This is a genomic window from Amycolatopsis sp. CA-126428, assembly GCF_002904335.1.
In the GTDB taxonomy this organism is placed as follows: Bacteria; Actinomycetota; Actinomycetes; order Mycobacteriales; family Pseudonocardiaceae; genus Amycolatopsis.
On sequence record NZ_PPHF01000128.1, the window covers coordinates 1 to 26,419 of the forward strand.

Annotated in this window: 24 protein-coding genes and 1 pseudogene; 18 read left to right on the forward strand and 7 right to left on the reverse strand. The window is 72.3% G+C overall.

All coding sequences use genetic code 11. From position 1 onward, the window contains the following. Positions 1-275: 275 nt before the first annotated feature. On the reverse strand, positions 276-740 hold the full coding sequence (locus C2L58_RS30890) for a metallopeptidase family protein (RefSeq protein WP_103341201.1): 465 nt from the start codon (positions 738-740) through the stop codon (positions 276-278). Between the two features lie 77 nt (positions 741-817). On the opposite strand from C2L58_RS30890, the gene C2L58_RS30895 reads away from it, so the two are divergent. The 5 genes from C2L58_RS30895 (at position 818) to manA (ending at position 5,280) form a co-directional block, all read left to right on the forward strand. Continuing rightward, positions 818-1,171 carry a DUF3499 domain-containing protein gene (locus C2L58_RS30895; RefSeq protein ID WP_026468546.1) on the forward strand — a complete coding sequence of 118 codons (354 nt, stop codon included), beginning with the start codon at positions 818-820 and terminating at the stop codon, positions 1,169-1,171. Between the two features lie 81 nt (positions 1,172-1,252). Next, on the forward strand, positions 1,253-2,608 hold the full coding sequence (locus tag C2L58_RS30900; RefSeq protein WP_103341202.1) for a phosphomannomutase/phosphoglucomutase: 1,356 nt from the start codon (positions 1,253-1,255) through the stop codon (positions 2,606-2,608). 88 nt (positions 2,609-2,696) lie between these two features. Next, complete coding sequence (locus tag C2L58_RS30905; RefSeq protein WP_103341203.1) at positions 2,697-2,918, forward strand: Trm112 family protein; 222 nt, start codon at positions 2,697-2,699, stop codon at positions 2,916-2,918. Beyond that, a complete protein-coding gene (locus C2L58_RS30910; RefSeq protein ID WP_199191530.1) occupies positions 2,902-3,996 on the forward strand; it encodes a hypothetical protein in 1,095 nt (364 codons plus the stop codon). The genes C2L58_RS30905 and C2L58_RS30910 overlap by 17 nt, the downstream gene beginning before the upstream one ends. A 54-nt stretch (positions 3,997-4,050) precedes the next feature. Continuing rightward, entirely contained in the window at positions 4,051-5,280 is a 1,230-nt protein-coding gene (manA, locus tag C2L58_RS30915; RefSeq protein ID WP_103341205.1) for a mannose-6-phosphate isomerase, class I, read from the forward strand. 754 nt (positions 5,281-6,034) lie between these two features. Here the strand turns inward: manA and C2L58_RS30925 are convergent. Continuing rightward, positions 6,035-8,962: an AfsR/SARP family transcriptional regulator gene (locus tag C2L58_RS30925; protein WP_103341207.1), complete on the reverse strand. Its 2,928-nt coding sequence runs from the start codon at positions 8,960-8,962 to the stop codon at positions 6,035-6,037. A gap of 153 nt (positions 8,963-9,115) precedes the next feature. Between C2L58_RS30925 and C2L58_RS30930 the strand changes: the two genes are divergently transcribed. The 3 genes from C2L58_RS30930 (at position 9,116) to C2L58_RS30940 (ending at position 12,610) form a co-directional block, all read left to right on the forward strand. Continuing rightward, on the forward strand, positions 9,116-10,033 hold the full coding sequence (locus tag C2L58_RS30930) for a cation diffusion facilitator family transporter (RefSeq protein ID WP_103341208.1): 918 nt from the start codon (positions 9,116-9,118) through the stop codon (positions 10,031-10,033). Between the two features lie 97 nt (positions 10,034-10,130). Beyond that, positions 10,131-11,657 (forward strand): amino acid permease, encoded by a 1,527-nt coding sequence (locus C2L58_RS30935; protein ID WP_103341209.1) that lies wholly within the window; start codon positions 10,131-10,133, stop codon positions 11,655-11,657. Positions 11,658-11,926: 269 nt separating this feature from the next. Next, positions 11,927-12,610, forward strand: coding sequence for an LPXTG cell wall anchor domain-containing protein (locus C2L58_RS30940; protein WP_199191531.1), 684 nt, complete (start codon positions 11,927-11,929; stop codon positions 12,608-12,610). A gap of 62 nt (positions 12,611-12,672) precedes the next feature. Here C2L58_RS30940 and C2L58_RS30945 read toward each other — a convergent pair whose 3' ends face one another. Beyond that, positions 12,673-14,943, reverse strand: a complete 2,271-nt coding sequence (locus C2L58_RS30945) for a hypothetical protein (RefSeq protein WP_103341210.1) — start codon at positions 14,941-14,943, stop codon at positions 12,673-12,675. Between the two features lie 92 nt (positions 14,944-15,035). On the opposite strand from C2L58_RS30945, the gene ahcY reads away from it, so the two are divergent. The 5 genes from ahcY (at position 15,036) to C2L58_RS30970 (ending at position 18,191) form a co-directional block, all read left to right on the forward strand. Beyond that, positions 15,036-16,508, forward strand: a complete 1,473-nt coding sequence (gene ahcY / locus C2L58_RS30950) for an adenosylhomocysteinase (protein WP_103341211.1) — start codon at positions 15,036-15,038, stop codon at positions 16,506-16,508. Between the two features lie 110 nt (positions 16,509-16,618). Next, positions 16,619-16,906, forward strand: coding sequence for a toxin-antitoxin system HicB family antitoxin (locus tag C2L58_RS30955; protein WP_103341212.1), 288 nt, complete (start codon positions 16,619-16,621; stop codon positions 16,904-16,906). Beyond that, positions 16,900-17,349: a type II toxin-antitoxin system VapC family toxin gene (locus C2L58_RS30960; RefSeq protein WP_103341213.1), complete on the forward strand. Its 450-nt coding sequence runs from the start codon at positions 16,900-16,902 to the stop codon at positions 17,347-17,349. Before C2L58_RS30955 ends, C2L58_RS30960 begins: the two co-directional genes overlap by 7 nt. Positions 17,350-17,383: 34 nt before the next feature. Continuing rightward, positions 17,384-17,632, forward strand: a complete 249-nt coding sequence (locus tag C2L58_RS30965) for a VOC family protein (protein WP_199191532.1) — start codon at positions 17,384-17,386, stop codon at positions 17,630-17,632. Positions 17,633-17,765: 133 nt separating this feature from the next. Next, positions 17,766-18,191, forward strand: a complete 426-nt coding sequence (locus C2L58_RS30970; protein WP_103341214.1) for a YjdF family protein — start codon at positions 17,766-17,768, stop codon at positions 18,189-18,191. A gap of 281 nt (positions 18,192-18,472) precedes the next feature. Here C2L58_RS30970 and C2L58_RS30975 read toward each other — a convergent pair whose 3' ends face one another. Beyond that, entirely contained in the window at positions 18,473-19,471 is a 999-nt protein-coding gene (locus tag C2L58_RS30975; protein ID WP_103341215.1) for a hypothetical protein, read from the reverse strand. A gap of 247 nt (positions 19,472-19,718) precedes the next feature. On the opposite strand from C2L58_RS30975, the gene C2L58_RS30980 reads away from it, so the two are divergent. The 3 genes from C2L58_RS30980 to C2L58_RS30990 all read left to right on the forward strand — a co-directional run bounded on the left by C2L58_RS30980 (position 19,719) and on the right by C2L58_RS30990 (position 21,777). Beyond that, positions 19,719-20,315 carry a papain-like cysteine protease family protein gene (locus C2L58_RS30980; protein ID WP_103341216.1) on the forward strand — a complete coding sequence of 199 codons (597 nt, stop codon included), beginning with the start codon at positions 19,719-19,721 and terminating at the stop codon, positions 20,313-20,315. Then, positions 20,312-21,061 carry a hypothetical protein gene (locus tag C2L58_RS30985; RefSeq protein WP_103341217.1) on the forward strand — a complete coding sequence of 250 codons (750 nt, stop codon included), beginning with the start codon at positions 20,312-20,314 and terminating at the stop codon, positions 21,059-21,061. The genes C2L58_RS30980 and C2L58_RS30985 overlap by 4 nt, the downstream gene beginning before the upstream one ends. A 62-nt stretch (positions 21,062-21,123) precedes the next feature. After that, positions 21,124-21,777 (forward strand): dTMP kinase, encoded by a 654-nt coding sequence (locus C2L58_RS30990; protein WP_103341218.1) that lies wholly within the window; start codon positions 21,124-21,126, stop codon positions 21,775-21,777. Here the strand turns inward: C2L58_RS30990 and solA are convergent. Both solA and C2L58_RS31000 read right to left on the reverse strand, forming a co-directional pair. Continuing rightward, positions 21,766-22,896 carry an N-methyl-L-tryptophan oxidase gene (solA, locus tag C2L58_RS30995; RefSeq protein ID WP_103341219.1) on the reverse strand — a complete coding sequence of 377 codons (1,131 nt, stop codon included), beginning with the start codon at positions 22,894-22,896 and terminating at the stop codon, positions 21,766-21,768. The genes C2L58_RS30990 and solA overlap by 12 nt on opposite strands. Further along, positions 22,893-24,947 (reverse strand): FAD-dependent oxidoreductase, encoded by a 2,055-nt coding sequence (locus tag C2L58_RS31000; protein ID WP_103341220.1) that lies wholly within the window; start codon positions 24,945-24,947, stop codon positions 22,893-22,895. The genes solA and C2L58_RS31000 overlap by 4 nt, the downstream gene beginning before the upstream one ends. A gap of 223 nt (positions 24,948-25,170) precedes the next feature. Here C2L58_RS31000 and C2L58_RS50840 point away from each other — a divergent pair, with 223 nt between their 5' ends. Together C2L58_RS50840 and C2L58_RS51730 are read left to right on the forward strand one after the other, a co-directional pair. After that, entirely contained in the window at positions 25,171-25,311 is a 141-nt protein-coding gene (locus C2L58_RS50840) for a hypothetical protein (RefSeq protein WP_233226038.1), read from the forward strand. Next, positions 25,308-25,367, forward strand: a pseudogene (locus C2L58_RS51730) (hypothetical protein); the annotation flags it as partial. The gene C2L58_RS50840 and the pseudogene C2L58_RS51730, both read left to right, overlap by 4 nt. Positions 25,368-25,572: 205 nt before the next feature. Here C2L58_RS51730 and C2L58_RS31010 read toward each other — a convergent pair. Next, a complete protein-coding gene (locus C2L58_RS31010) occupies positions 25,573-26,403 on the reverse strand; it encodes an IclR family transcriptional regulator (RefSeq protein WP_103341221.1) in 831 nt (276 codons plus the stop codon). Between the last annotated feature and the right edge of the window lie 16 nt (positions 26,404-26,419).

The following is a 26,419-nucleotide window of genomic DNA, read 5'->3' on the forward strand; positions in this document are numbered from 1 at the left end:
GCGTGCCTTGACAAACCCGACCGGCGGCTGAAGGGAAGGCTGGGATGAGGGGCGGGGGAGGTCTGGTGACGTTGTTGGCCGGCTTGCGCTCCCGGCCGCCGGTTCGCCCGCCGACTGAAGAGAAGGCGGGGGCGGGGGAGGTCTGGTGACGTCGTTGGTCGGCTTGCGCTCCCGGCCGCCGGTTCGCGGCGACCCCTCAGCCCCGGCCGTGGCTACCCGCCGGGATCGTCAGCCCGGCCGTCGCTACTCGCCAGCGACCCCCCGCCCGGCCGTGGCTACTCGCCTTCGATGACGTCCGGCTCCACGCCGAGATACCCCGCCACCTGCTCCACCAGCACGTCGTGCACCAGCTCCGCCAGCTCCGACGGGTCCTTCGCCCGTGCCTCCAGCGGCCGCCGGTACAGCACGATCCGGGCCCGCGTCGGCAGCCCAGTCCGGTCCACCCCCGCCGGGACCAGGCGCGACAGCGGCACCGCGCCGTCGTGCAGCACCCCGTCCGCCGGCGAGTGGCCGTTCTCGCGGATCTCGGGTACGTCGTCGACCGCCACGTCGAGCTTCGTCAGCTCGTGGCGCCAGCGGGCTTCGATCGGCTCCAGTGCGTCCAGCACCAGTGCGTCGAAGCGTTCCGCGCGGCTCGCGGCGGCGGGCAGGGTCGCCGGATACAGCGTCCCGCGCAGGCCCCGGCCGTGCCGGTCCCGCCGCGAGCGCCGCCTCTGTCGGTAATCACGAGCCGTCGCCACGTCCCGAAGTCTATGCGACCGCGGTTCAGCGCGTGTCGCGCTGGAGACCTTGCGGCGACGCGCTATCGTTTCGTTTTGTGCGGAGCGTACGGAAGTGTTCGCGTACTGGCTGTCTCGAGCCAGCTGTGGCCACGCTGACGTATGCGTACAGCGACTCCACCGCCGTCGTCGGCCCGCTGGCCACCGCCTCCGAGCCGCACTCCTACGACCTCTGCGAAGCCCACGCGCTGCGGCTGACCGTGCCCAAGGGCTGGGAAGTCGTCCGGCACGAAGGGGCCTTCGCCGCGCCGGACCCGTCGGCCGACGAACTGACCGCGCTGGCCGAGGCCGTGCGCGAGGCCGGCCGCCCCGGCAAACCGGCTCCCGCGCCCGAGCCGGAGGGGCCTTCCGGGCGCCGCGGCCACCTGCGGGTCCTCCCCGGCCGCGCCTGAACGCGTAACCCTCTCACCCCGCCGGTAGGCTTTCCGCGCGGCGCAGCGGGCGCCGGGACGGACTATTCGCGGGGAGACGGCGTGCCAGACCTTTCGGGCATCGTGAAGGCCTACGACATTCGCGGCGTGGTCGGCGAGCAGCTCGACGCGGACCTCGTCCGCGACTTCGGCGCCGCGTTCGCCCTGCTCATCAAGCCGGAGGCGCCGTCGGTGGTGATCGGCCACGACATGCGCGACTCCTCGCCGGGGCTCGCGGCCGCGTTCGCCGAGGGCGTCACCTCGCAGGGCCTCGACGTGGTCAGCATCGGGCTGGCCAGCACCGACCAGCTGTACTTCGCCTCGGGTTCGCTGAACATGCCGGGCGCGATGTTCACCGCCAGCCACAACCCGGCGAAGTACAACGGCATCAAGCTGTGCCGCGCCGGTGCCTCGCCGGTCGGCCAGGACACCGGGCTGGCCGAGATCCGCGACACCGTCGAGCAGGGCGTGCCCGGCTTCGAGGGCCAGCGCGGCACGATCACCGAGCGGGACGTCCTCGACGGCTACGCCGCCTACCTGCGCAACCTCGTCGACCTGTCCGGCAGCCGGCCGCTGAAGATCGTGGTCGACGCCGGCAACGGCATGGGCGGCCACACCGTCCCCACCGTGTTCGACGGGCTGCCGATCGACATCGTGCCGATGTACTTCGAGCTCGACGGCACCTTCCCGAACCACGAGGCCAACCCGCTCGACCCGGCGAACATCGTCGACCTGCAGGCGAAGGTGCGCGAGGTCGGCGCGGACGCCGGGGTCGCCTTCGACGGCGACGCCGACCGCTGCTTCATCGTCGACGAGCGCGGCGAGCCGGTTTCGCCGAGCGCGATCACGGCGCTGGTCGCCGTCCGCGAGCTGGCGAAGGACCCGGGCGGCACGATCATCCACAACCTGATCACGTCCAAGGGCGTGCCGGAGATCGTCGCCGAGCACGGCGGCAAGCCGGTCCGCACCCGCGTCGGGCACTCGTTCATCAAGGCCGAGATGGCCCGCACCGGCGCCATCTTCGGCGGCGAGCACTCCGCGCACTACTACTTCCGCGACTTCTGGCGCGCCGACACCGGCATGCTGGCGGCGCTGCACGTGCTCGCCGCGCTCGGCGAGCAGACCGGCCCGCTGTCCGAGCTGACCAGCGCGTACTCGCGCTACGCGGCTTCGGGGGAGATCAACTCCACGGTCGACGACCAGGTCGCGAAGATGATGGCCGTCAAGGACAGCTTCGGCACCCGCCCCGGCGTCGAGCTCGACGAGCTGGACGGCCTGACCGTCCAGCTGCCGGGCGGCGCCTGGTTCAACCTGCGCCCGTCGAACACCGAACCGCTGCTCCGGCTGAACGTCGAGGCCGCGAACGCGGAGGCCGTGCAAGGGCTGGTGGACGAAGTACTCGCGATCATCCGCAGCTGACCCGTCCACGATGAAGGGCGGGCCCGCGGGCCGAACTGTGTCCTGAAGGTGCCCTTCATCACACCTTTTCGCGTGGTATGGAGGAACCATGGCCATCACGCTCGACCCCCAGCTCCTCGAGATCCTGGCGTGCCCGTCGCCGGATCACGCCCCGTTGCGCCCCGGAGCGCCGGACGACCCCGAGGCCGACGCACTGACCTGCACCGAGTGCGGCCGGGTGTACCCGGTCCGTGACGGCATCCCGGTGCTGCTCCTGGACGAAGCGACCTTGCCCGGGGACCACGGAACCTCCGATGCCGACAGTGCTTGACGACACGCTGCTCGACGACCCCGCGCGGCTGGCCGAGGCCGACAGCGCGGGGCTGCTCCGGGCCGCCGCGATGGCCGGCGCCCAGGTGCGGGCGACCGCCGAGCTGGCCGCGGAGCTGGAGCTGTCCGACCGGCTCGACATGGGCCGCCCCCGCGCGGTCGTGCTGATCGACCGGCCGGGGGTGAGCCGCACCCTCACCCGGCTGCTGGCCGCTCTGCTGGCGCCGTCGTGCCCGGTCCCGGTGGTCGTCGCCGAGGTGGTGCCGAGCTGGATAGGCGCGCTCGACGTCGTCTTCGCGCACACCGACGACCCGGGTGACCGAGAACTCGCCGCGTCGCTCGAGCGTGCCGCCCGCTACGGCGCTTCGGTGGTGCTTTCGGCGCCGGCGGAAGGCCCGGTGGCGGCCGCCGTCGCGGGCAAGGGCGTGCTGCTGGCGCCGCGGATCCCAGTGCCGCCGGAGCTGGCGTTCCCGCGTGGCCTGGCCGCCGGGCTGCTCACCGCGAACGCGCTGGGCCTGCTGATCTCCGACGTCCAGCTGCTCGCCGACCAGCTGGACCTCGAAGCCGAGAAGGACTACCTGGCCCGGGACTCGTTCGCGAACCCGGCCAAGGCGCTCGCGCTGCGGGTCGCCGACCGCGTGCCGCTGCTGTGGGGACTGGACCCGGTCGCGGTCGCCGTCGGCGAACACGCTGCGCACGCGTTCGCCGCCCACGCGGCCACGGTGTGCGACGTCGAGGACTATCGTCAGGCCCTGGCGCGCCCCGCATTGCGGCGGGCGGCGCAATCAGGTGGCGCGGAGCGTGACATCTTCGCCGATCCGGACGATCCCTCTGGTGACATCCCCACCCGGGTGCTGCTGCTCTCGGTGCGGACCGGTCCGGCCACGGACGCGGCGCGCTACCAAGCCGAGGATCTGCTGCCGGGTGCGGACGTCATCGCGCCGGCCGAGGAGATCGAGGCCGACGAAATCGTGCGGGCCGCGGTGCTGGCGCTGCGGTTCGAACTGGCGGCGGTCTATCTCGGGCTGGCGGCGGGCAGGATCGGCGGCGCCGGTCGCTTCGCGCCCGCGACGGCGTGAGACCCGCCCAGCACCGGCTCCGGCCGGTGCCGGAGGAGTGGAGTTGAGGTGACAGTGGAGCTGCTGCGCAACGCGGTGCGGCCCTACGCTTGGGGATCGCGGACGGCGATCCCCGAGCTGCTGGGCCGGCCGATCCCCGCGCCGCACCCCGAGGCCGAGCTGTGGATGGGTGCCCACCCGGGTGACCCGTCGCACGTCATCGGCCCCGACGGGACCGAGCGGAGCCTGCTCGAGCTGGTGGACGCCGACCCGGTGACCCAGCTCGGCGAGCGCTGCGCGAAGCGGTGGGGCGGGCGGCTCCCGTTCCTGTTGAAGATCCTCGCGGCGGAGGAGCCGCTCTCGATGCAGGCGCACCCTTCGGCGGCCCAGGCCGCGGAGGGACACGCCCGCGAGGAGCGGCTGGGCATCCCGCGCGAGGCGGCGAACCGCAACTACCCGGACCCGACGGCGAAGCCGGAGCTGGTCTGCGCGCTGACGGAGTTCCACGCGCTGGCCGGGTTCCGTGCCCCCGACCGCACGATGAAGCTGCTGAAGGCGATCGAGACGCCGGGGCTGGCCAACTACACCGGGCTGCTGGAGGCCCAGCCGGACCCGTCCGGGCTGCGGGCGCTGTTCACGACGTGGATCACGCTGCCGCAGTCGTCGCTGGACAGGCTGCTGCCGGAGGTCCTGGACGCCTGCATCCGGCACGTCCAGGAGCACGGCGAGTTCGCGGTCGAGTGCCGCACGATCCTGGAGCTCGGCGAGGCCCACCCGCGCGACGCGGGCGTGCTGGCGGCGTTGCTGCTGAACCGCCTGACGCTGCGCGCGGGCGAGGCGATCTACCTGCCGGCCGGCAACCTGCACCTGTACCTGCACGGCACGGCCGTGGAAATCCTGGCGAACTCGGACAACATCCTGCGGTGCGGGCTGACGCCGAAGCACGTGGACGTCCCGGAGCTGCTGCGCGTGGTCGACTTCGCGTGCGGCGAGATGCCGGTCCAGTGCGGTGACTCCGGGGGGCGCATGGCGGTGTACCGCACGGACGCCCCGGAGTTCGAGCTGTCCCGCGTGGAGTGGGCGGCGGGCCAGGACGACGAGATTTCGGTCGACAGCGTCGGCCCCCAGATCCTCCTCTGCACGGCGGGCAACCTCCTCGTGACGGCGGACGACGGCGAGCGGGTCGAGCTGCGCCGTGGTCAGTCGGTGTGGCTGCCGGCGGCGGACCCGCCGGTGAAGATCCGCGCCTTGGGCGGGGAACGGGCCCAGCTCTTCCGCGCGACCGCAGGCACCTGCGAGGACTGACCCTCCGCCGGGCCGCCCCAGGTCTCCAGCAGGCCGGCTCACGTACCTGCCGGGTCGGCCCGCGCACCTGCCGGGTCGGCCCGCGTACCCGGAGGGTCGGCTGGCGTACCCCGAGAGTCGGCTTGCGTACCCGGAGGGTCGGCTTGCGTACCTAGTGGGTCGGCTGGAAACCGGCGCCCAGGTATCCCAGCCAACGAGTCCTGGGGCGCGAGCCGACCGCCGGGGCACGGGAGCCGACTGTCCAGGCACGCGGCCCGACCGCCGGGGTACGCGGACCGACTGTCCAGGTACGCGAGCCGACCCTCCGGGTACGCGAGCCGACTGTCCGGGTACGCGGGCTGACCGCCGAGGTGGGCTGGGTGTGCGGGGGTGCCGCGGGGTTCTGTGTGCGTTCCGTGTGGCGGCGTCCGCCACGATCGACACCAAGGGGGGACCCTGGTGCGCTGATGCGCGCCGCCGGGTCCGCAGGGGGTGGCGCCGGTCGGATTCGCCCGGCGTCCGTGGGCGTGAGGTGGTGCCGCGAGGGGGCGGCACCACCTCGGCGGCCAACCCGGCGGCCGCGGCGAGGCGGGTGGTGCGGTGAGGGGCGGCACCATCCCGTCTTGCCCGGTGGACCACCTCGGCGAGGGGACCTGGCCGAGCAGGCCAAAGAGGGGCGCCAGGCCAGCTGGCGGGCCAGGCCAAACTACCGAGGGGTACTTGGCAGGCCGGTTCGGTGCGGAGGCAGCACCCCATCAACCCAGGCGAGCCCCCGTCAGGCCGGCTCGGTGAGAGCGAGCAGCGCCCGGCGAAGGGCGGCCGCGCTGGCGTCGCGCGGGTCGAGCAGCTCCGCGGCCTCGGCCGCCGCCACCTCGGCCGCCGCCGGGTCTCCCGTGGCTTCGTACGCGCGCTTCAACACCAGCCACGTCAGGCCGGTGGCCGCTCTGCCGCCCATCTCGCGGCACTCGTCCAGACACGTCCGGAGCACCGCGATCGCCTGGGCCGCCCGGCCTTCGCCGATCCAGGCCGCCGCCAGCGCGCGGGTGCACGACAGCTCTCGCGGCCGCTCGTCCAGCTCCCGCGCCAGCTCGCGTGCCTCGCCGAACGCCGCCGTCGCTTGCTCTCGCGCGCCCGTTGCCGCCGAGATCGCGCCCCTCGTTCGCAACGACTTCGCCAGCGCCGAACGCGCCATCGTGCCGCGCAGCAGGTCGACCGACTCCGCGATCGCCGCCACCGCGCCCGCGTCGTCGCCCGTCAGCAGCGATGACCACGCGAACCCGTGCAACGCCTCGCCGAGCACCCGGGCGTCGCCGGTCGAGCGGGCCGCCGCCAGCGCTGTCCGGTCGACTTCGCGGGCGTCTTCGATGCGGCCGAGCCGCAGCAAGGCCGCCGACTCCGCCGCGCGGACCCAGCCGAGCTCGGCCGGGGAACCGTCCACAGTGAACAGTTCGCGGGCGTGGGCCGCCGTCTGCAGGGCCTCCTCCGCGCGGCCGAGGCCGATCAGGCAGTGCGCCAGGTTCGCCGAGACCCACGCGTGGGTGCGGTGGTCGCCGTGCGCCTCCAGCTCCTTGGCGCACGCGCGGTAGCGGACCGCGGCCTCCTCGTACTCGCCGCGCGCGTGCCGCAGCAGCGTCAGCGTGGCCTCGGCGACCGCCGCCAGCGGCGGGCCCGCGTCCAGGACGGCCTCGTACGCCGCGCGCATGTCGGCGTACTGCCCGTGCAGGTACAGGTAGACGCCGAGCCGGTCGAGCAGCAGCAGGGCGTCCCGCGGGCCCAGCGTGCCGATGAGCGCCAGGAGGTTCGCGCGCTCGGCGGCGAACCAGTCGTCCGGACGCGCCAGCAGCCGCTCCACCAGCTCATCCGGCAACGGCTGCGCGGGCGGCTCGTGGGCCGGGGACGGCATCGGCACCGTGCGCGGCAGCCGGGCCGCCGCCGCGTCGGCGAGGGCGAGCGTGGCCGCCAGCACCGTCCGGAGACCTTCGCCGGGCGCCGGTTCGCCGAGCTCCGCCGCGTACAGCCGGACGAGGTCGTGCATCCGGTAGCGGCCTTCGCCCGTCGCGTCCGCGCCGCGCGCCTCCAGCAGGCTCGCTTCGACGAGCTCCTCGACGGCTTCGTCCGGGTCGTCCACCAGGGTGGTGACCGCCCAGGCCGGCAGGTCGGCGAGGCGGCACCGGCCGAGCAGCCGGAACGCTCTCCGCGCGGGCGGCCGCAGGCCGTCGTAGCTCAGCGCGATGCTGCTCCGGACTGCGAGGTCGCTCACGGTCAGCTCGTCGAGGCGCCGGACCTCGTCCTCCAGCCGGCCGGCCAGCTCGCCGAGCCGCAGGTGCGGGCGGATGGCCAGCCGGCTGCCCGCGATCCGCAGCGCCAGCGGCAGCCGCGCGCACGCGGTGATGATCCGCTCGGCGTCGGCACGCTCCCGGGCCACCCGCGCCCCCGCGAGCCGGTGCAGCAATTCGGCGGCGTCGGCGCCCGACAGGGGACCGACCGCCAGCCGGTGCGCGCCGGCGAGCCCGCTCAGCCGGCGGCGGCTCGTCACGAGCACCGCGCAGCCCGGCGTGCCCGGCAGGAGCGTGCGGACGTGCTCGGGGTCGACGGCGTCGTCGAGCACCACCAGCACCCGCCGGTCGGTGAGCCGGCCGCGGAACACCGCCGCCCGCGCCCGCACGTCGTCCGGGACGGCCGGGCCGGGGACGCCCAGCGCGCGCAGCAGGTCGGCCAGCACCTCGCCGATTTCGCGGCCGGCCAGCGGCACGTACAGCTGGCCGTCCGGGAACCGCGCACGCAGCCGGTGCGCGGCGCGCACGGCGAGGGTGCTCTTGCCCGCGCCCGGCTCGCCGCTGAGCACCGCGACCGGGACGCCGCCGCCCGCGCCGAGCACGCCGGTCAGCTCCGCCAGCTCGGCGTCGCGGCCGGTGAAGTCCCCGATGTCCGGCGGGAGCTGGCAGACCGGCCACACCGCCGGCGGCAGCCGCGGCACCGGGTCTTCGCCGCGCAGGACGGCCGCGTGCACCCGCCGGGCCTCCGCCCCGGGCTCGACGCCGAGCTCCTCGATCAGCGTGCTCCGCAGCCGCCGGTAGACCTCCAGCGCGCTGCCCTGCTGGCCGGCCCGGTGCAGCGCGATCATCAGCTGCGCGGCCGGCCGTTCGCGCAGCGGGTGCTCGGCGATCATGGCCTGCAGCTCGCCGGTCAGCTCGCCGTGCCGCCCGGCGGCCAGCTCCGCGTCGACGCAGTCCTCGAACACGGCGAGGCGTTCGGACTCCAGCCGGGCGATGTCGGCGCCGAGCCGCGGTACGTGCAGCCCGGCCAGCACCGGCCCCCGCCACAGCGTGAGCGCCCGCCGGTAGTGCCCCGCGGCGGCCACCGGATCCCCGGTCCGCCGCCCTTCGGCGACGGCGGACCGGAAGACGAGCAGGTCGAGCTCCTCCGGTTCGACGTGCAGCCGGTAGCCGGCCGGGCCGTGCTCCACCCGCAGGCCCTCGATCCGGTCGCGCAGCCGCGAGAGGTAGGTGTGCAGGTTGGACGTGGCCGACTTGGGTGGCCCGCCGGGCCACAGCGCCTCGACCAGCACGTCGACGGGGACGTGCCGGCCGGCGTTGAGCAGCAGCACGGCCAGCAGCGTGCGCTGCCGCGCACCGCGCAGGACCGCCCACCGGCCCGGCGGGCTCTCGACGGCGAGCGGACCGAGCACGGCGAAGTGCGCCATGTCACCTTCCCGGTAGTGGTCGGCAGGAAAAACCACGGTAGCGAAGGGGTACGACAAAACCGGTGGCCGCGGTTCACCCGGTCGGGACGGTCGGCGCCGCGCGTTCCCATTAGGCTCCACTCGGACATTCAGGACTTCACCAGGGGAGCGGTCGTGTCAGCTGGAGGCGGAACCAAGGCGATCCTCGCCGCACTCGGGGCGAACGCCGGGATCGCGGCGGCGAAGTTCGCCGGCTTCCTGGTCACGGGGTCGTCGTCGATGCTGGCCGAGTCCGTGCACTCGCTGGCCGACACGACCAACCAGGGCCTGCTGCTGCTCGGCCAGAAGACGTCGAAGCGGGAAGCCGACCAGGAGCACCCCTTCGGCTACGGCCGCGACCGGTACTTCTACTCCTTCATCGTCGCGCTGATGCTCTTCACGCTCGGCTCGGCTTTCGCGATCTACGAAGGCATCCACAAGATCGGCCACCCGGAGCCGCTCGAGTCGCCGATCGTCGCCGTGATCATCCTGGTCGTCGCGGTCGCGCTGGAGGGCTACAGCTTCTCCACCGCCATCGGCGAGTCGAAGAAGATCAAGGGCGACACGACCTGGTGGGGCTTCATCCGCCAGGCGAAGGAGCCCGAGCTGCCCGTGGTGCTGCTCGAGGACGCCGGCGCGCTGCTCGGTCTCGTCTTCGCCCTGCTGGGGGTCGGGCTGTCGGTCGTCACGGACAACCCGGTCTGGGACGGCATCGGCACCCTGGCGATCGGCGCGCTGCTCGGCGTCATCGCGATCATCCTCATCATCGAGATGAAGAGCCTGCTCATCGGGGAAGGCGCCAACGAGGGCGTCCTCGCGACGATCGTCGACGAGCTCGCCGCGGGCAAGGTCGAGCGCGTCATCCACATCCGCACCCAGTACCTGGGCCCGGACGAGCTGCTCGTCGCGGCGAAGCTGGCGCTGGTGCCGGGGCTCGACACCGCCGAGGTCGCGAGGGCCATCGACGACGCGGAGGCCCGCGTCCGCGCCAAGGTGCCGGTGGCCAAGCTGATCTACCTCGAACCGGACCTGGACCGCAGCCTCACGCGGTAGCCGAAGATCTGCTTCCCCTTTTCGGTGAGCCGTCACGGACCTGACCCGATAGGGTGACCTACTGCGATACATGCAGGCCAGCCGCAGGAGGTCAACGGTGCCCGGAACGGGATTGTGGCGCACGAAATCGATCGAACAGTCCATTGCGGACACCGACGAGCCGGATACGAAGCTCCGGCGGAACCTGAGCGCGTGGGACCTCACGGTCTTCGGCGTCGCCGTCGTCATCGGTGCCGGCATCTTCACGCTGACCGCGCGCACCGCGGGTGACTACGCCGGGCCGTCGGTATCGCTGGCCTTCGTGTTCGCCGCGATCGCCTGCGCGCTGGCGGCGCTCTGCTACGCGGAGTTCGCCTCGACCGTGCCGGTCGCGGGCAGCGCGTACACCTTCTCCTACGCCACCTTCGGCGAGTTCATGGCGTGGATCATCGGCTGGGACCTGATCCTCGAGCTCGCCGTCGGCGCGGCGGCGGTGTCCAAGGGCTGGTCGGTGTACCTGGAGACGGTGCTCGGCTACCTCTTCGGCAAGGGCACCAAGTCGACGTTCGACATCGGCAGCGTGACCGTCGACTGGGGCGCGCTGCTCGTCGTGGCGATCCTGACGACGCTGCTGGCCGTCGGCACCAAGCTGTCTTCGCGGGTGTCCATGGTGATCACCGGGATCAAGGTCGCCGTGGTGCTGTTCGTGATCATCCTCGGGTTGTTCTACATCAAGGGCGCCAACTACACGCCCTACATCCCGCCGGGCGAGACGGGCGGAGCCGGCCAGACGGGCGTCGACCAGTCGCTGTTCTCCCTGATCGCGGGCGGCGCGAGCAGCTCGTTCGGCGTCTTCGGCCTGCTGGCCGGCGCTTCGCTGGTGTTCTTCGCGTTCATCGGCTTCGACATCGTCGCGACCACCGCGGAGGAGACGAAGAACCCGCAGAAGGCCGTGCCGCGCGGGATCATGGGCTCGCTGGCCATCGTCACGGTGCTGTACGTCGCGGTGTCGCTCGTGGTCGTCGGCATGACGTCGTACAAGGACCTCGCGACCAAGGCGGGCGACGGCAGCCACAAGACCCTCGCCACGGCGTTCTCCGCGAACGGCGTCGACTGGGCGGCCAACATCATTTCGTTCGGCGCGCTGGCCGGCCTGACCACCGTCGTGATGGTGCTGATGCTGGGCCAGGTCCGGATCATCTTCGCGATGTCCCGCGACGGCCTGATGCCGCGCGGGCTGGCGAAGACCGGCGAACACGGCACGCCGAAGCGGGCGACGCTCATCGTCGGCGGCCTGGTCGCGCTGGCGGCCGGGTTCTTCCCGGCCGACAAGCTCGAGGAAATGGTCAACGTCGGCACGCTCTTCGCCTTCGTGCTCGTGTCGGCGGGCGTGCTGATCCTGCGCCGGACCCGGCCGGACCTGCCGCGCGCGTTCAAGGTGCCGCTGGTGCCGCTGATCCCGATCCTGGCCATCCTCGCCTGCGTGTGGCTGATGCTGAACCTGACCGTGCTGACCTGGCTGCGGTTCGTCGCCTGGATGGTGCTGGGCGTGGTGATCTACTTCGGGTACAGCCGCCGGCATTCGCTGCTCGGCAAGCGGCAGGCCGAGGGGGTCGACGAGCCCGTGAAGTCGCCCGAAGCCTGACTTGCACGATAAAAGCCCCGCCTGCCTGGACACCCAGGTCGGCGGGGCTTTTTGCGTTTGGTTGCTTAATGCGAGGTTACGACTTGATCAAGACGATCTTGCGATTTGTACCCAAAGGGGGACCCCCTGTAAGCGGCTGGGTGACGTGCGATACCTTTCGATCCTTCGTGTGCCACTGACGGGTGAATTACAGCCGCGTGATTCCCACGTTCAGTGGTGCCGCGTCCCCCGATTTTGCCGTTCATCCCCCGTTCGGTACTGGAGAACTCATGCGCAGACGTTCCTTCCGCGGCGCCGTGGCGGTCATGGCGCTCACCACCGCTGCCCTGATCGGGACCGCCGGTTCCGCCCTGGCCTGCTACAGCGACGACAACCGTCCCCACCCGACGCCGGGTAAGCCGACGCCCTGTGCCGACGGCCAGGTCCTCGACCAGAAGGACGTCGTCTCCGAGCTGACGAAGAACAACACCCGGCTGAACATCAAGTCGGTCAACGAGGGTGTCACGGTCACCCGCATCGTCGTCGTCGGCGGCGACGACGGCTTCAACGACTACACGCCGGGCAAGAAGCTGGACAAGAACGCGCCGTGGAACGACCTGCGCGCGCCGTTCAACTTCAACGGCAGCCAGCCGAAGATCGACAAGTGGTTCCTGTGCGGCTCGAAGACCACCAAGCCGACCGCGCCCGCCACGACGCCGGTCACCAAGACGTCGACGCCGCCCACCACGACGGCCACCACCAAGCCGAGCACCCCGGCGACCTCGGCGACTTCCGTCTCGCCGACCAGCTCGACCCCTGCGGCCGTCGTCCCGGCGGGCAACGAGTCGGGTACCGGTGGCGGCCTGGCCAACACCGGTTTCGACAACAGCTGGCTGATCTGGGTCGGCGCGCTGCTGCTCGTCGCCGGTGGCGGCCTGCTCGCGCTGCTGAAGTTCCGCCGCAAGGCTTCCTAGTTCTCTGGTGAAGCCGAGCTAGTCCACGGCTGAAGGCCCCTCGCTCCGCGCGCGAGGGGCCTTCACCGTTTCGGGGGGAAGTCCCCGAACAGCGAGCCCTGCTCGCCCCAGGACGGCTTGCCGAGGCCGGCCGCCATCGCGACGGCGTGGTCCCATTCGGCGTCGACCACGTAGTCCTGGTGCTTGAGCACCCCCGGCGCCCAGCGGTGCCGCCCGGTCGGGCCGCGCAGCGGGTCCGGCAGCCAGTGGTCGCCGCCGAGGATCAGGACGCCGTTGGCGTCGGCCGCCGCCGACACCGGGCCGCAGCCGCCCTCCGGGAGGAACCCGACGCCGTGCAGCCGCCGGTCGGCGACCGAGTGCCGCCAGGTCGTCACGCCGCCGCCGAAGATGTCGGTGCCGCGGCACAGTGCCCGCCAGCGGCCGTCCAGGTCGGCGAAGAGCCGTTCCAGCGCTTCCTGGGGCAGCAGCGCCGGGAAGGCGCGCTGGTAGCCCCACTGCAACGGCGATCCGGCGGTCAGCACGCCGACCCGCTCGAGGTCGGCTTCCGGCAGTTCGGCCGCCAGCCGGGCGGCGGCCATGATCGTCAGCAGGCTGCCGAGGTTGTAGCCGGAGAGCACCACGCGCGTACCGGGTTCGGCGAGGTGTTCCCGCGCCCGCGCGGCCAGTTCCGGGACGACCTTCAGCGCGTAGCAGGGCGGGACCGTGGGGTGCGCCGCCCGCGGCCAGAAGCAGACCAGGTCGGCCAGCGCGCCGAGGTGGCGGCTGCGCTGCGGGGTGCGGGCGGCCGTGTAGACCACGCGCAGCAGGCCGGCGGCCAGCGCGCCGAGCGCGACCACGCCGATCGCGGACAGCGGGCCGAACCAGCCGGGGACCAGCCCGAACCCGAACCGCAGCACCAGCAGGGCCGCGCCGCCGGCGGACATCGCGCTCGCGACCGCCAGCGCCAGGTGGTGCAGGTGCCGTCGTTCCCACGCCGAGCGCGCCCACGCCGCCGCGGCCTGGGCCTCCTGGCGCTCGTCGTGCTCCATCAGCTCGACGATTTCGGGGATGCCCCGCCGCAGCCGCCGCAGCGGGACGGCGACCGCGAAACCCAGCACGCCGAGCACCGCGGCCAAGGCCAGCCCGGCGCCCCACAGCACGGTGACCAGCAAGTACGTGTCGGGCACCTTCAGGTGCTCCGCCCCGGAAAGCCGTCGGAGCGCCTCGGCGAGCCCGGCCCCGAACCCGCCGCCGAGCAGGCCGGCCAGCGCGAGCACCGGCGCGGCCGCCCAGCCGCCCATCCACGGCCGCAGCCGCTGCGGCTTGTGCTTCCAGCCGGGCCGGGCCAGCAGCGCCGCCGGGGCGAGGAACAGGGCGAACAGCACCGTGACGGCGACCAGGGCCGCGCCGAGACCTTCGACGACGGCGTTCGTGCCGGGCAGCGGACCCGCGCCCGGCCCGTGCGAAAGCACGAGCCGCACCGCGGCCACGACGACGAGCAGGGTCGCGAAGGCGAGCACGCCGGGCCGGGCGAACCGGCCGGTGTCGACGCCGATCGCGGCGGCGACGACGGTGGCGAGCACCACCGCCAGCGTGGCGATCCAGGCCACGAGGTCGACGGTGCCGCCCGGTACACGGAACGGCCCGCCGAGCAGCAGCAGCGCGACCGAGGCCAGCGCCGCGACGGTGTGCAGGCAGCGCAGGGCCGGCGTCTCCGGGTCGGCGCGCATCCGCAGCGGGCCGCCGGTGAGGTCGCCGTCGGCGTGCACCGCCCAGGTCGCGCTGGAAATCCGGTGCAGGACGAAGATCACGGCCAGCAGGGGCAGCACACCGACGGCGATCCGGGCCCCCGCCGTGCGCAGCACGTCGGGGACCACCGGCAGGCAGCCCGATCCGGGCGCGAGGCACTGCGCGGCGAAGAGGTCGAGCGCGATCGCCGCGAGCTGGCCCATCAGCAGCATCGTCAGCAGCAGGGCGCCCACGCGCAGCAGCCCGCGGCACACGGCGCCGAGGAAACGCGCGAGGCGGCGGCCCGGCGGGACCGGCGGCAGCATCCAGAAACAGACGTTGGCCAGGGAGAACGGGAACAGCAGCGCCCAGGTGGCCTTCGCGGCGCCGCCCGAAGTCATGCCGTGCCAGAGGTAGCCCTCGAGCGTCCGGGGGATCGACCGGCCCAGCGCCGGCAGCACCGGCCCGGGTGCCGGGCGGCGCAGCCGGTCCGCCGGGCGGACCACGCGGCCCAGGCCGTCGCCGGCGACGTCGACGGTCGAAACCGCGTCGAGCAGCGTTTCCCCGCTGGTGCCCACGAGCCCGGCGACGCGGATTTCCACGACGCGGGTGTCCGAGCCGGGCATGGGCACGGTAAGGGCCTCCTAACACTTCTAGGGACAGTCGAGCGGACAACGGTAGTGTTCTGGTGTCATCGAGTCTTGGAGGAATCGCCACTATGACCCCCGAAAGCGTTGCCAAGCGGCACGAGACCCGCAACGGCATCGAGTTCGCCGTCGCCGACCTCGAGGCCGCCGAGTTCGGCCGCAAGGAAATCCGCCTCGCCGAACACGAAATGCCGGGACTGATGGCGCTGCGGCGCGAATACGCGGAGGTCTACCCGCTGCGCGGGGCGCGCGTGTCGGGCTCGCTGCACATGACCGTGCAGACCGCGGTGCTGATCGAGACGCTGGTGGCGCTGGGCGCCGAAGTGCGCTGGGCGTCCTGCAACATCTTCTCGACGCAGGACCACGCGGCCGCGGCGATCGTCGTCGGCCCGCACGGCACGCCCGAAGAGCCCAAGGGCGTCCCGGTCTTCGCGTGGAAGGGCGAGTCGCTCGAGGAGTACTGGTGGTGCACCGAGCGGATGCTCTCCTGGGACGGCGAGGGCCCGAACATGATCCTCGACGACGGTGGTGACGCCACCATGCTGGTGCACAAGGGCACCGAGTACGAGAAGTCGGGCGTCGTGCCGACCCCGGACGAGAACACCTCGGACGAGTTCCGCGTGTTCCTCGAGCTGCTGCGCGCGTCGGTCGCTTCGGACAAGGACAAGTGGACCAAGATCGGCGCGGGCATCCGCGGCGTCACCGAGGAGACCACGACCGGCGTCCTGCGCCTCTACCAGCTGGCGGCGGCGGGCGAGCTGCTGTTCCCGGCGATCAACGTCAACGACGCGGTGACGAAGTCGAAGTTCGACAACCGCTACGGCATCCGCCACTCCCTGATCGACGGCATCAACCGCGGCACCGACGTGCTGATCGGCGGCAAGGTCGCGGTGGTCTGCGGCTACGGCGACGTCGGCAAGGGCGCGGCGGAGTCCCTGCGCGGCCAGGGCGCGCGGGTGATCGTGACGGAAATCGACCCGATCTGCGCGCTGCAGGCGGCGATGGACGGCTACGCGGTCCGCAAGCTCGAGAGCGTGCTGCCCGAGGCCGACATCATCATCACGACGACCGGCAACAAGGACGTCGTGCTGGTGGAGCACATGGCGAAGATGAAGCACCAGGCGATCCTGGGCAACATCGGCCACTTCGACAACGAGCTCGACATGGCGGGCCTGGCGCGGTACCCGGGCATCCGCCGGATCAACATCAAGCCGCAGGTCGACGAGTGGATCTTCCCGAACGGCAACACGATCATCGTGCTGTCCGAGGGCCGGCTCCTGAACCTGGGCAACGCGACCGGCCACCCGTCGTTCGTGATGTCGAACAGCTTCTCGAACCAGGTGATCGCGCAGATCGAGCTGTTCACCAAGCACGAGGAGTACGACAAGGAGGTCTTCCGCCTCCCGAAGAAGCTCGACGAGAAGGTGGCTCGCATCCACCTGGACGCCCTGGGTGGCGAGCTGACCAAGCTCACCAAGGAGCAGGCCGAGTACATCGACGTGGACGTCGAAGGCCCGTTCAAGCCGGAGCACTACCGGTACTGAGGTTTTCGCGTTTCCGCTGGTCAGGGCCGCCCCGAAAGTGTTCGGGGCGGCCCTTTGTTTTGCGTTCGTGACAGTGATAGCACGAATGGGTGACGTGTTATCATGGAGGCGTGAAACAGTTGATCACAAGGATCGACGACGAGCTGCACGCCCGGCTGAAGGCGCTCGCCGAGGCGCAAGGGCGCAGCATGAACGACCTGGTCACGGAAGCGTTGAGGGGCGTTGTGGCAAAGACCGAAACACGAGCGGAATGGAAGCGGCGGCTGATCGCCGAAGGCAAGGTGGTGCGCGTGGAGCCGCCGCCTCGGGTGCCGACTCTCGATGAGATCGAGGACCTGTCCCGTGGCTGGGGCACGGCTGTGAACGAAGCGCTCGACTGGACCCGAGGGGAGTGGTGACCGTGCTGTACGTCGACACCAGTGCGCTGGTCACCGCCTATCTGCGGGACGAGCCGGAGCACGACAGGTTCCGCAAGCTGCTCCTCGAGGGGGATGCCCCGATCTTGAGCAGCGACTTCACCCGCGTCGAGTTCGCCGGCGCCATGACAGCCGCCAAGCGGACCGGTCGCATCCCCGATCCGGCGGCGGTGCTCGCGCACTTCGATCACCTCGCTTCCCCGGACGGGGACATGGTGCTCATCCCGTTCGACCCGGACCGGGTCATTCCCGCCGCGCGGCGGCTCGTCACCGAGAACTACCCGGTGCGCACGCTCGACGCGATCCACATCGCGGTCGCGATGCACTCCACGGCTGAGCTGACCGACGGCGGGCCGGTCACCTTCGTCACCCGCGACGAGCGTCAGGCCGACGCGGCCAAGGCCAACGGGTTCGAGGTGCTGTGATGGTCGACCTGATGGGGCGCCGCCGACGTACGTCGTGAGTGAGACCGAGGCGTTGTGGGAGGTCACCGAGCACGGCGCGGTTTTCGTCGAGCGCCGTCCGGAGCGGGCCACCGGGCACGCCATGCACGTCCTGTTCGTCGGCGACCTCGACGAGCGCGTCGCGGCGATCTCCGAGCGGGGCATCGAGCCGGCGGCCCGGGAGACCTACGAGAACCGCGTACGGAAGCTGCTTTACCGCGACCCCGAGGGAAACGAGATCGGCATCGGTGGCGGTCCGGCGTAGCCTGGTGCCGTTCTTGGCTTCACGAACCTCACGGCCCGGTAGGTAGTCCGGGCGGCTCGCTCAGGGCTCGTTGTCCCGCTTCGGCGGGAAACCGGTGGCGCCAGGCTGATCCGTCACGCCTGGAGGTTTCCCGATGCGCGGGGTGTTCACGCTGTACCACGACGGCCGGTTCTGGATCGGCGTCTACGAAATCCACGAAGACGGCCTGGTCCGGGCCGCGCGCCACATCTTCGGCACCGAGCCGACCAACGCCGAGCTGTCGGCCTTCGCCGCCGGCCGCGACTTCGCCCGCCTGGCCGACGAAGCCCGCGCGGCCCCGCCGACCCCGGCCGAGCAGCGGCCGACCGCCCGTCTCAACGCCAAGCGCCTCGCGAAGCTGGCGAAGAAGGCCCAGGAGGACGAGGGCATCGGCACCGCCGCCCAGCGCGCCCTGCGCGACGCGGTCACCCACCGAGCGGCCGAGAACAAAGCGGCCCGCAAGCGCCGCGCGGCCACCGAGGCCGCCCGCCGCCGGGCCTTGGCCCGCGCCAAGGCCCGCGCCAAACACCGCGGCCACTAGCAATGCCCGCCCAGTCACCCGAGTTGCCCGCCCAATCACGCGAGTTGGCTGCTCAATCACGCGAGTTGGCTGCTCAATCACGCGAGTTGGCTGCTCAATCACGTGAGTTGGCCGCTCAATCACGCGAGCCGACTCCCCGGGTGCGCGGGCCGACCCTCTGGGTGCGCGGGCCGACCCTTCGGAAGCGCGAGCCGGCCGCGCTCAAGCGGCCATCAGGCGTGACCGAGGGGCATCTCGTGTGATCAGCGGGGCATCTCGTGTGATTGGAGGGGCGACACGGGTCAGTTCCACTCCACCGCGACCCCGGCCAACCCGGGTCCCGCGTCGTTGAAGAACGCGCTGCTCACTCCGCCCATGTCGCAGGCCAGTTCCTCCGCCACCACCGGCAGGGCGTCGTCGCGGGCGCGGACCTGGCGGGTGCAGCGGGCCGGGAGCGCGTTGCGGTCGAAGCGCAGCTGGACCAGGTAGCTCGCGCAGCGGTCGCGCAGCATCCGGTAGTAGCCCGGCGACGCCGAGCCCGAGTCGTCGCGGACCTCGAAGCAGAACACGTGGATGTCGCCCTCGGCCAGCTTGCGGTCGAACAGCAGCTCCGTGGCCATCGTGTCCGCGTCCGGGTTGCGGCGCATCCGGCCCACCCGGCAGCCCTCGTCCGTGATCAGCTCGACGTCGTCGATGCGGCAGCCCGGGTCGCCGTTGTACACCGTCAGGTACCGGTCCGGGCCGTGGCGGCGGGCGCGCGTCACCAAGCGGGTGCGCAGGCTGACCTGCCGGTGCTCCGCGTCGAACGTGATCGTGTCGTGGACCGACAGCAGCTCCAGGTCCGCGTTGTAGTGGTTCGACGACGGGTACGCGCCCAGCTCGGCCAGCAGGTCCTCGACGATCGACCCCATGTCACCGGAACGCAGGTCGTGGAACGACGCCGCCGGCTGGTGGCCGCGGCGGACCAGGCGCGGGCCGATCAGCACCACCAGGGCGTCCGCCGGCAGCTGGAGGACCGATTCCAGGGCCCGGACCGCCGGCAGCGCCTTCGGCACCTCGGGCTGACGCAGGCCGCGTTGCCAGTAACTGAGCGTCGACTGTCCGATTTGGACCCCGCGCAGCGCGAGGTGGGCGCGCAGCCGGGCCAGCGACAGCCCGCGGTAGGCGATCGCCAGCCGCAGGGCGTGGTGGAACTCGCCGGTGCGGAGTGCCTCGGTCAGCTCTTTCGGCAGTTCGGCGACCGATGCCCGGGTCGTGCGGGCGCCATCGATGATCAGTGGGAGGTTCCCGTCTTGTGCCACCGCTCGTCCCTTCACCCGACCAGTGTGTGCGCTGGGCGTGAACACCGCGGAACGTTCACGGTAGCAGCGTAGGGTGGCCGTGCCGACCCCCGTTCAGGGTGGTTGGCCTCGTTGAGGTGAGCGTTCCGCGTTCCGGTTGTCCCCCGGAACGGTCCGTTCCTCCGGATGGCGTTCTTGCTCCTTGTGACCGCGTTGTTCACCGTTGTGACCACCGCTGGTTCGCCCACTCCGCCACAGGAGGCCGTCTGTGCTGGTGAAGTCGAGCCAGGTCCACGCCGTACTGGCTGTGAGCCTGCTGTTGTGCCTGGTCGCGCCGACGCAGTCCCAAGCAGCCGCGCCCGGAGTGCCGTCGACCTACCGGAACCAGATCGTCCTGCAGCTCCAGCAGAAGAACCAGTGGTGCTGGGCCGGCGCGGGCAACACCATCGCCGCCTACCACGGCGCGGTCGTCAGCCAGACGCGGTTCTGCCGGCTCGCCCACGGGAACGCCGGTGTGATCGGAGACACCGGCGCGGACTGCGCGAACCTCCCCGGCACCCTCGCCGACCCGCAGCGCGCCTTCGCCCAGCTCGGCTTCAGCTCGCCGGGCCGCTACCTCGACCGCCGCATCTCCTACGCCGACGTCCGGACGCAGACCGCCGCGGACCAGCCGGTCGAGACCCGGGTCGGCTGGAACTCGGGCGGCGGCCACGTGCACGTCCTCTACGGCTACGACACCCGCGGCGACTGGGTGTTCTGGGGCGACCCCGGCCCCGCCAAGCGCTACAACTGGTCGACCTACGGCTACTACACGCAGAATTCGTCCTTCACCTGGACGCACACGCTCACCGGGATCGCCCGATGAGCAGGCGGGCGCTCGTGCTCGCCGTGCTGACCGGCGCGGCGCTGCTGATGACGGCTCCGGTGTCAGGCGCGGCCCAGGCCGCCGGCATCAGCAGCGCCGACGCCTCCGCGGCGCACCGCGCGGCCGCGGGGTTCCAGGACGTCCTCGTCCGGTTCTTCGCCCAGGCCCCGGGCGCCCAAGGGCCGGTTTCGGTCCGGATCGCGCCGGACGCCTACGCCGTGTACGAGCTTTCGCCGGACTTCGTCGCGGGCAAGCCCGACGCGGCGCCCGGTGACTTCGCTTACTTCGCGATCCCCGCGCGTGCCTCCGACGGCCGGACCGCGACGCTCTGGTCGGTCCGGGGCGCGGACGGCACCTGGCAGATCGGCAACATCGCCTCGGGTGACGTCGAGGGCGAGTACGCCCGGCAGCTGCCCGCGGGCGCCCAGCTGCTGCACGAACCGCAGATCGACGCCTGGTACGCGGTCCGCGACGGCCACATCACGTCGCTCTCGGACGGCCAAGCGGTCGTCGGGTACCAGCAGACCGTCGAAGGGCGCTACGCCGACAAGCTCCCCGGCTCGGTCTACGCCCGCGACGGCGAGGCCGGTGGTTTCGACGCGACGTCCCAGGTGATGCCCCGCGGCGACGGCGGCCCGGCGCCGTCCGGCCACGACACCGGCTGGGTGCCGCTGCTGATCCTCGTCGGCGTGCTCGCCGTCAGCGGCGCCGGCTACGTGCTCCACCTGCGGCGGCACGCCGCCTAGACGAACCGGCGGGCTCGGCGTCGATCCCCTTCCACCGAGCCCGCCGGTCCACCACCACTACTGTGACCTCCGTGGGTCGACTGGTGGTCATCGAAGGGCTCGACGGCGCGGGCAAGCGGACGCTGACCGACGGGCTGACGGCGGCGCTGGGCGCCAAGGGCGCGAGCGTGGCGTCGCTGGCGTTCCCGCGCTACGGCGAGAGCGTGCACGCGGACCTCGTCCGCGAGGCGCTGCACCGCGGGCACGGCGACCTCGCCGACTCCGTGTACGGCATGGCGATGCTCTACGCGCTGGACCGCAGCGGCGCCGCGGACCGCATCCGTGAGCTGCGGGACGCCCACGACGTCGTGCTGCTCGACCGGTACGTCGCCTCCAACGCCGCGTACGCGGCCGCGCGCTTGCGGCAGGACGCGGCCGGCGAAGTCGTGAAGTGGGTGTGGGAGCTCGAGCTCGACCGCTTCGGCCTGCCCCGCCCGGACCTGCACCTGCTGCTGCGCGTCGCCCCGGCGGTCGCGGCCGAGCGGGCCGAACGCCGGGCGGAGAACGAGACCGGCCGGGAGCGCGACGCCTTCGAAACCGACGACGGCCTGCAGCGGCGGTGCGCGGCCGTCTACGACGAGCTGGCCGCGTCGGGCTGGCTCGCGCCGTGGCACGTCCTGGACGGCGTTGCGGGCGTGGACCACGAAGCGCTGGCGACGACGCTGCTAGGGCAGTAGCCGGGCGGGGTCGAACCGTGCGATCGGGTGCGCGGTGGCGCCGTCCAGCACCAGGTCGGCGAGGATTTCGCCGACCACCGGGGCGAACTTGAAGCCGTGGCCGGAGAACCCGCACGCCAGCACCACCCGCTCTTCGGCCGGGTGCGGGGCGAGCACGAAGCTTTCGTCGGCGGTGTCGGTGTACATGCAGGTCGCGGCCCGGAGGAACGCGCCGGGCAGCGTCGGCAGGTGCCGCTTCACCACGGACGCGATTTCGTGGACCTCGTCGCCGGACACCGCCCGGTCGATGCCGTCGGGCGTGCACGTCCGGCCGCCGCTGTGGAACGCGACCTTGACGCCGTCCGCCGGCGCGTTGTGCGCCGGGAAGCCGTAGAACGTGTAGCCGTCGCCTTCCCAGATGTAGACGGGGTGCTCCCGGAACGGCCCGGTCCCGCCCGAAGGCGCGAACCAGTACTGCACCTGCCGCCGGACCGTGAAGGCGATGCCGAAGCCGCGCAGCAGCTCGCCGGCCCACGCGCCTGGGCACAGCACCAGGCGGCCGGCCGTGTAGTAGCGGTGCGACGTCCCGACGCGGACCCCGCCGGCCGTGGTGTTCCAAGTGAAGACCTTCTCCTCGTGGTGCAGTTCGGCGCCGCACCGCGCGGCGAGCTGCAGGTGCGCGGCGACGCTGCCTTCGGGGGACACCAGCCCGGCACCCGGCTCGTACAGCGCGACCTCGCCCGGAGCCGGCGCCATCGTCGGGAACCGGCGCCGGATTTCCGCCGCGTCCAGGAGTTCGTGCGGGATGTCGAAGGCGCGGGCCGACGCCGTGCTGCCGGTGATCGTCCGCGACTCCGCCGTGCCGACCACGATCCCGCCGCAGCGGGTGAACAGCCGCCGTCCGCTGTCGCGTTCGAAACCGTCCCACAGCTCGTGGGCCCGCAGCAGCAGCGGCACGTACTCGGGGCCTTCGAGGTACGCCTGGCGCGTGATCCGCGAGCCGCCGTGGCTCGACCCGCGGTTGTGCACCGGCGCGAACTGGTCGACGCCCAGCACCCGCTGCCCGCGCTGCGCCAGCCGGTACGCCGCGGCGCTGCCCATCCCGCCGAGGCCGACGACGATCACGTCGTAGTGCGTCATGCCACCCTCCCCGGGACGCGCGTGCCGAAGTGCCCGACCTGCACCGGCGTTCCGGACCGGCTGTACTCCACGGGAAGCCAGCCGTAGGCGATGGCTCTGCCCGCGGTGTGGCCGTACCCGGCGCTGGTGACGTACCCGGCCGGGTGGCCGTCGACGTACACGGGATCCCCGCTTCCGACGACCGCACCGGTCGTCAGCCGGGCCAGCCGCCGGCTCACCGTCGCGGCGGAGCGGCCCGCCAGCGCGTCGCGGCCGACGAAGTAGCCCTTGTCCAGCCGGACAGCCGAACCGAGCCCGGCTTCGTACGGGTCGTGCTCGGTGGTGAAGTCGACGCCGGGTGTCGTGACGCCGGCCTCCAGCCGCAGGCCGGCCAGAGCCTGGTGGCCGGCGACGGCCACGCCGTCATCCCGGAGCGTGTCCCACAGGCGTCGCCCGAAATCCGCCGTGGTGTGCAGTTCCCAGCCCGGTTCGCCCACTGTGGACAGTCGCAAGGCGACGACCGGGACGTCTCCGGCGTACGTCTCTTCGGCCGAAAAATCCGCTGTGGACAGTCCGGGGAGGACTTCGTGGGCGAGCGGGCCCCAGAGGCCGAGGCAGCACGTGCCGGGCGTGGTCTCGTGGATCTGCACCGTGCCGTCGCGCGGGAGATGCCGTCGCAGCCAAGCGAAATCGAGACGCCCGCCGGCGCCGACGTGGAACCGCTCGTCGCCGAGGCGGGCCACCGTCAGGCGGCCGCGGACGCCGCCGTCCTCGCCGAGCAGCAACGTGGGGGTCACCGTGCCCGGCGCGGTAGCGAGGTCGCCCGTCGTCATGGCCTGCAGGAACGGCAGCGCCCCCGGGCCGGTGACGGCCAGCCGCGGTTCGGGCGTCAGGTCGAACATCGCGACGCGCTCACGCGTGGCGGCCGCTTCGGCGGCCACGTCGGCCGAATACCGCTCCGGCCGCGCCCAGCCGTCCGCGGAACCGAAGTGCGCACCCAGCGCGATCTGCCGTTCGTGGAAGGGGCCGGTGCGGATCGGCTCCGAAGAAAACCGGGCGAACCGGGCGAACCGCGCGAGGTCGCAGCCGTGCAGGGCCAGCGACGGCTGCCCGTCGACGAGCCAGCGCGCCAGTTCGCGCGCGACCCCGGCGGAGTGCTCGGGGCGGACGGCGCGGGCGATCCAGAAGCCGTCGATGTCCGGGTGCTCGCCCAGCAGCGGCCGCCCGTCCGGGGTGCCGGGAAGCACCACCGTCGTGGTGGTTCCGGCGCCGGCGTCGCGGAGTGCGGGCAGGAGATCGGCGGCCACGGCCACCCCGGCGCCGAGCCGGTCGACGTGCTCGCGGACGTACATCCCGGTGTCGAGGTGGCGCAGCACGGGCTTGCCCGCTTGCACGTGTTCGTCGTTGTGCCCGGCCAGGTCCGGCAACGGCGAAGTCAGCAGGTATTCGTGGGTCAGCGGCACCTGCGGCAGGTCCAGGCCGGCGAGCTCGCCGGCGCACGACACGACGACGTCGGCGCGGATCCGCCCGGCCGCGGTGACGACGCCGGTGACGCGGCCGCCGCTGCGCTCGATCGCCGTGACCTCCTCGGCGGCGAACCGGGCGCCCCGGGCTTTGGCCCGCCGGGCCTGGGCTTCGGCCGCGCGCGGCGCGTGCAGCAGGCCGTCGCCGGGCACGTGGAAGCCGCCGAGAACCCGGGCTTCGTCGAGCAGCGGGTGCAGGTCGGCGCACTCGTGGGGCGTGCGCAGGTAGCCGCGCACGCCCCACGAGGTCGCCCAGCCGTGGTGCTGCTTCAGGTCCTCGAGCCGCTCCGGCGACGTCGCGACTTCGAGGCTGCCCACCGGGTTGAAGCACCACTGGCCGTCGAGCCCGCTGCACTTCTCGACGGTGTACTGGGCGAACGCCGTCAGCGTGCGGTCGGCGTGGGTGCGGAACACCAGGCCCGGGTGGTCGGCCGCGGCGTCGTCGCCGACGACGGTGACGTCGGTCCAGCCGCGCTCGGTCAGCTCGTCGGCCAGCGCGCAGCCGAGCAGGCCGGCGCCGACGACGACCACCCGGGGCCGTGCTGCCATTTCGCGGGATCCCTCCGGGCGAGGTTGCGTCTTCGGCAACAACGTGCGTCATGCGCGACGCAGTGTCAAGCACCCGAAACGGTGTCCCCTCAGGCGCGGGCGAACTCCATGACCCAGTTGGTTTCCCAGGTCTGCCCGCCGTCGGCCGAGAACGCCTGCTGCCACCGCGGGGTCGCGGTGGTTTGCCCGTCCAGGCGAGGTGGACCTTGATCGGGGCCCCTCCGTGGGTGTCGTCGCCGTAGAAGTCGCCGCTTACCGCGAAGCGGACCGGGTGCCGCAGCTGCTCGCGGCCGCGGAAGCGCTGTGGCAGGACCAGGTCGTCGAGGTCCGGTACCGCCGCTGGTCGCGGCGCCCGGGGTCGTGACGCGGCGGCCGCACCCGCTCGGCCTGGTCCTCAAGGCCGGCGTCTGGTACCTCGTGGCCGGGCCGGAGCCGCGGACCTACCGCGTCGGCGACATCGAGGAGCTCCGGGCGCTCGCCGCCGGAATCGCCGCCCTGCCGGACATCCTCGGCCCGCCAGCCGCCGGCTCGTGGCCCGCACCCTCGAACCCGCGGACGCGCAGGTGCTGGCGCCCGCGGAACTGGTGGCACACATGGGAAAGACGATCCGCGAAATGGCGCGGCTCTACCCCTGGTCCCGGAAATAGCCCAGCTGCGCGGAAAGTTCCTCCGCCGCCTCGGTCATCGGCTTCACGATCTGCTTCACGCGCTGCTTCGAAAGCCGGTACGACGGCCCGGAAGCGCTCATCGCGGCGACGACGTCCCCGCCCGGGCCGTGGATCGGGACGGCGACGGCGTGCATGCCGAGCTCGAGTTCTTCGTAGCAGGCCGCATAACCGTCTTCGAGCACCCGGTCCAGCTCGGTCATCAGCTCGTCCGGCTCGACCGTCGTGCGCGGGGTGTACTGCTCCAGCTTCCGCTTCAGCACCCGCTTGCGCTCGGCTTCGCCCATGTACGCCAGGAGGATCTTGCCGCTCGAGGTCGCGTGCAGCGGCGTCCGCTGGCCCGTCCAGTTCTGCGTGGTGATCGCGGCCGAGCCGCGGGCCTGGCTGATGTTGATGGCGACGCCGTCGTCGGCGATGGCGATGTTCACCGTTTCGCCCAGTTCCTCGGCCAGCACCAGGCAGCTGGCCCGGCCCAGCTTCGCGAGGTCCATGCGGCCGGTCGCGGCCCCGGCCAGCCGGACGATGCCGAAGCCGATCGCGTACTTCCCGCGTTCGCCGAGCTGCTCGACCAGGCCTCTGGTCTCCAGGACGCTCAGTAGGCGCGACGCCGTCGACTTGTGGACCCCCAGTTCGCCCGCGATCTCGGTGATGCCGGTTTCGCCGTTGCGCGCCAGCAGTTCCAGCACGCTGATGGCCCGGTCGACCGATTGCACCTGGCTCTGAGTTGCGTTGCCCTCAGCCGAGGCACGCTTTCCCGCCGAGGTTGCGTCAGCAGAGTCCTGGTTTCGCATGGCGCAACAGTATCCG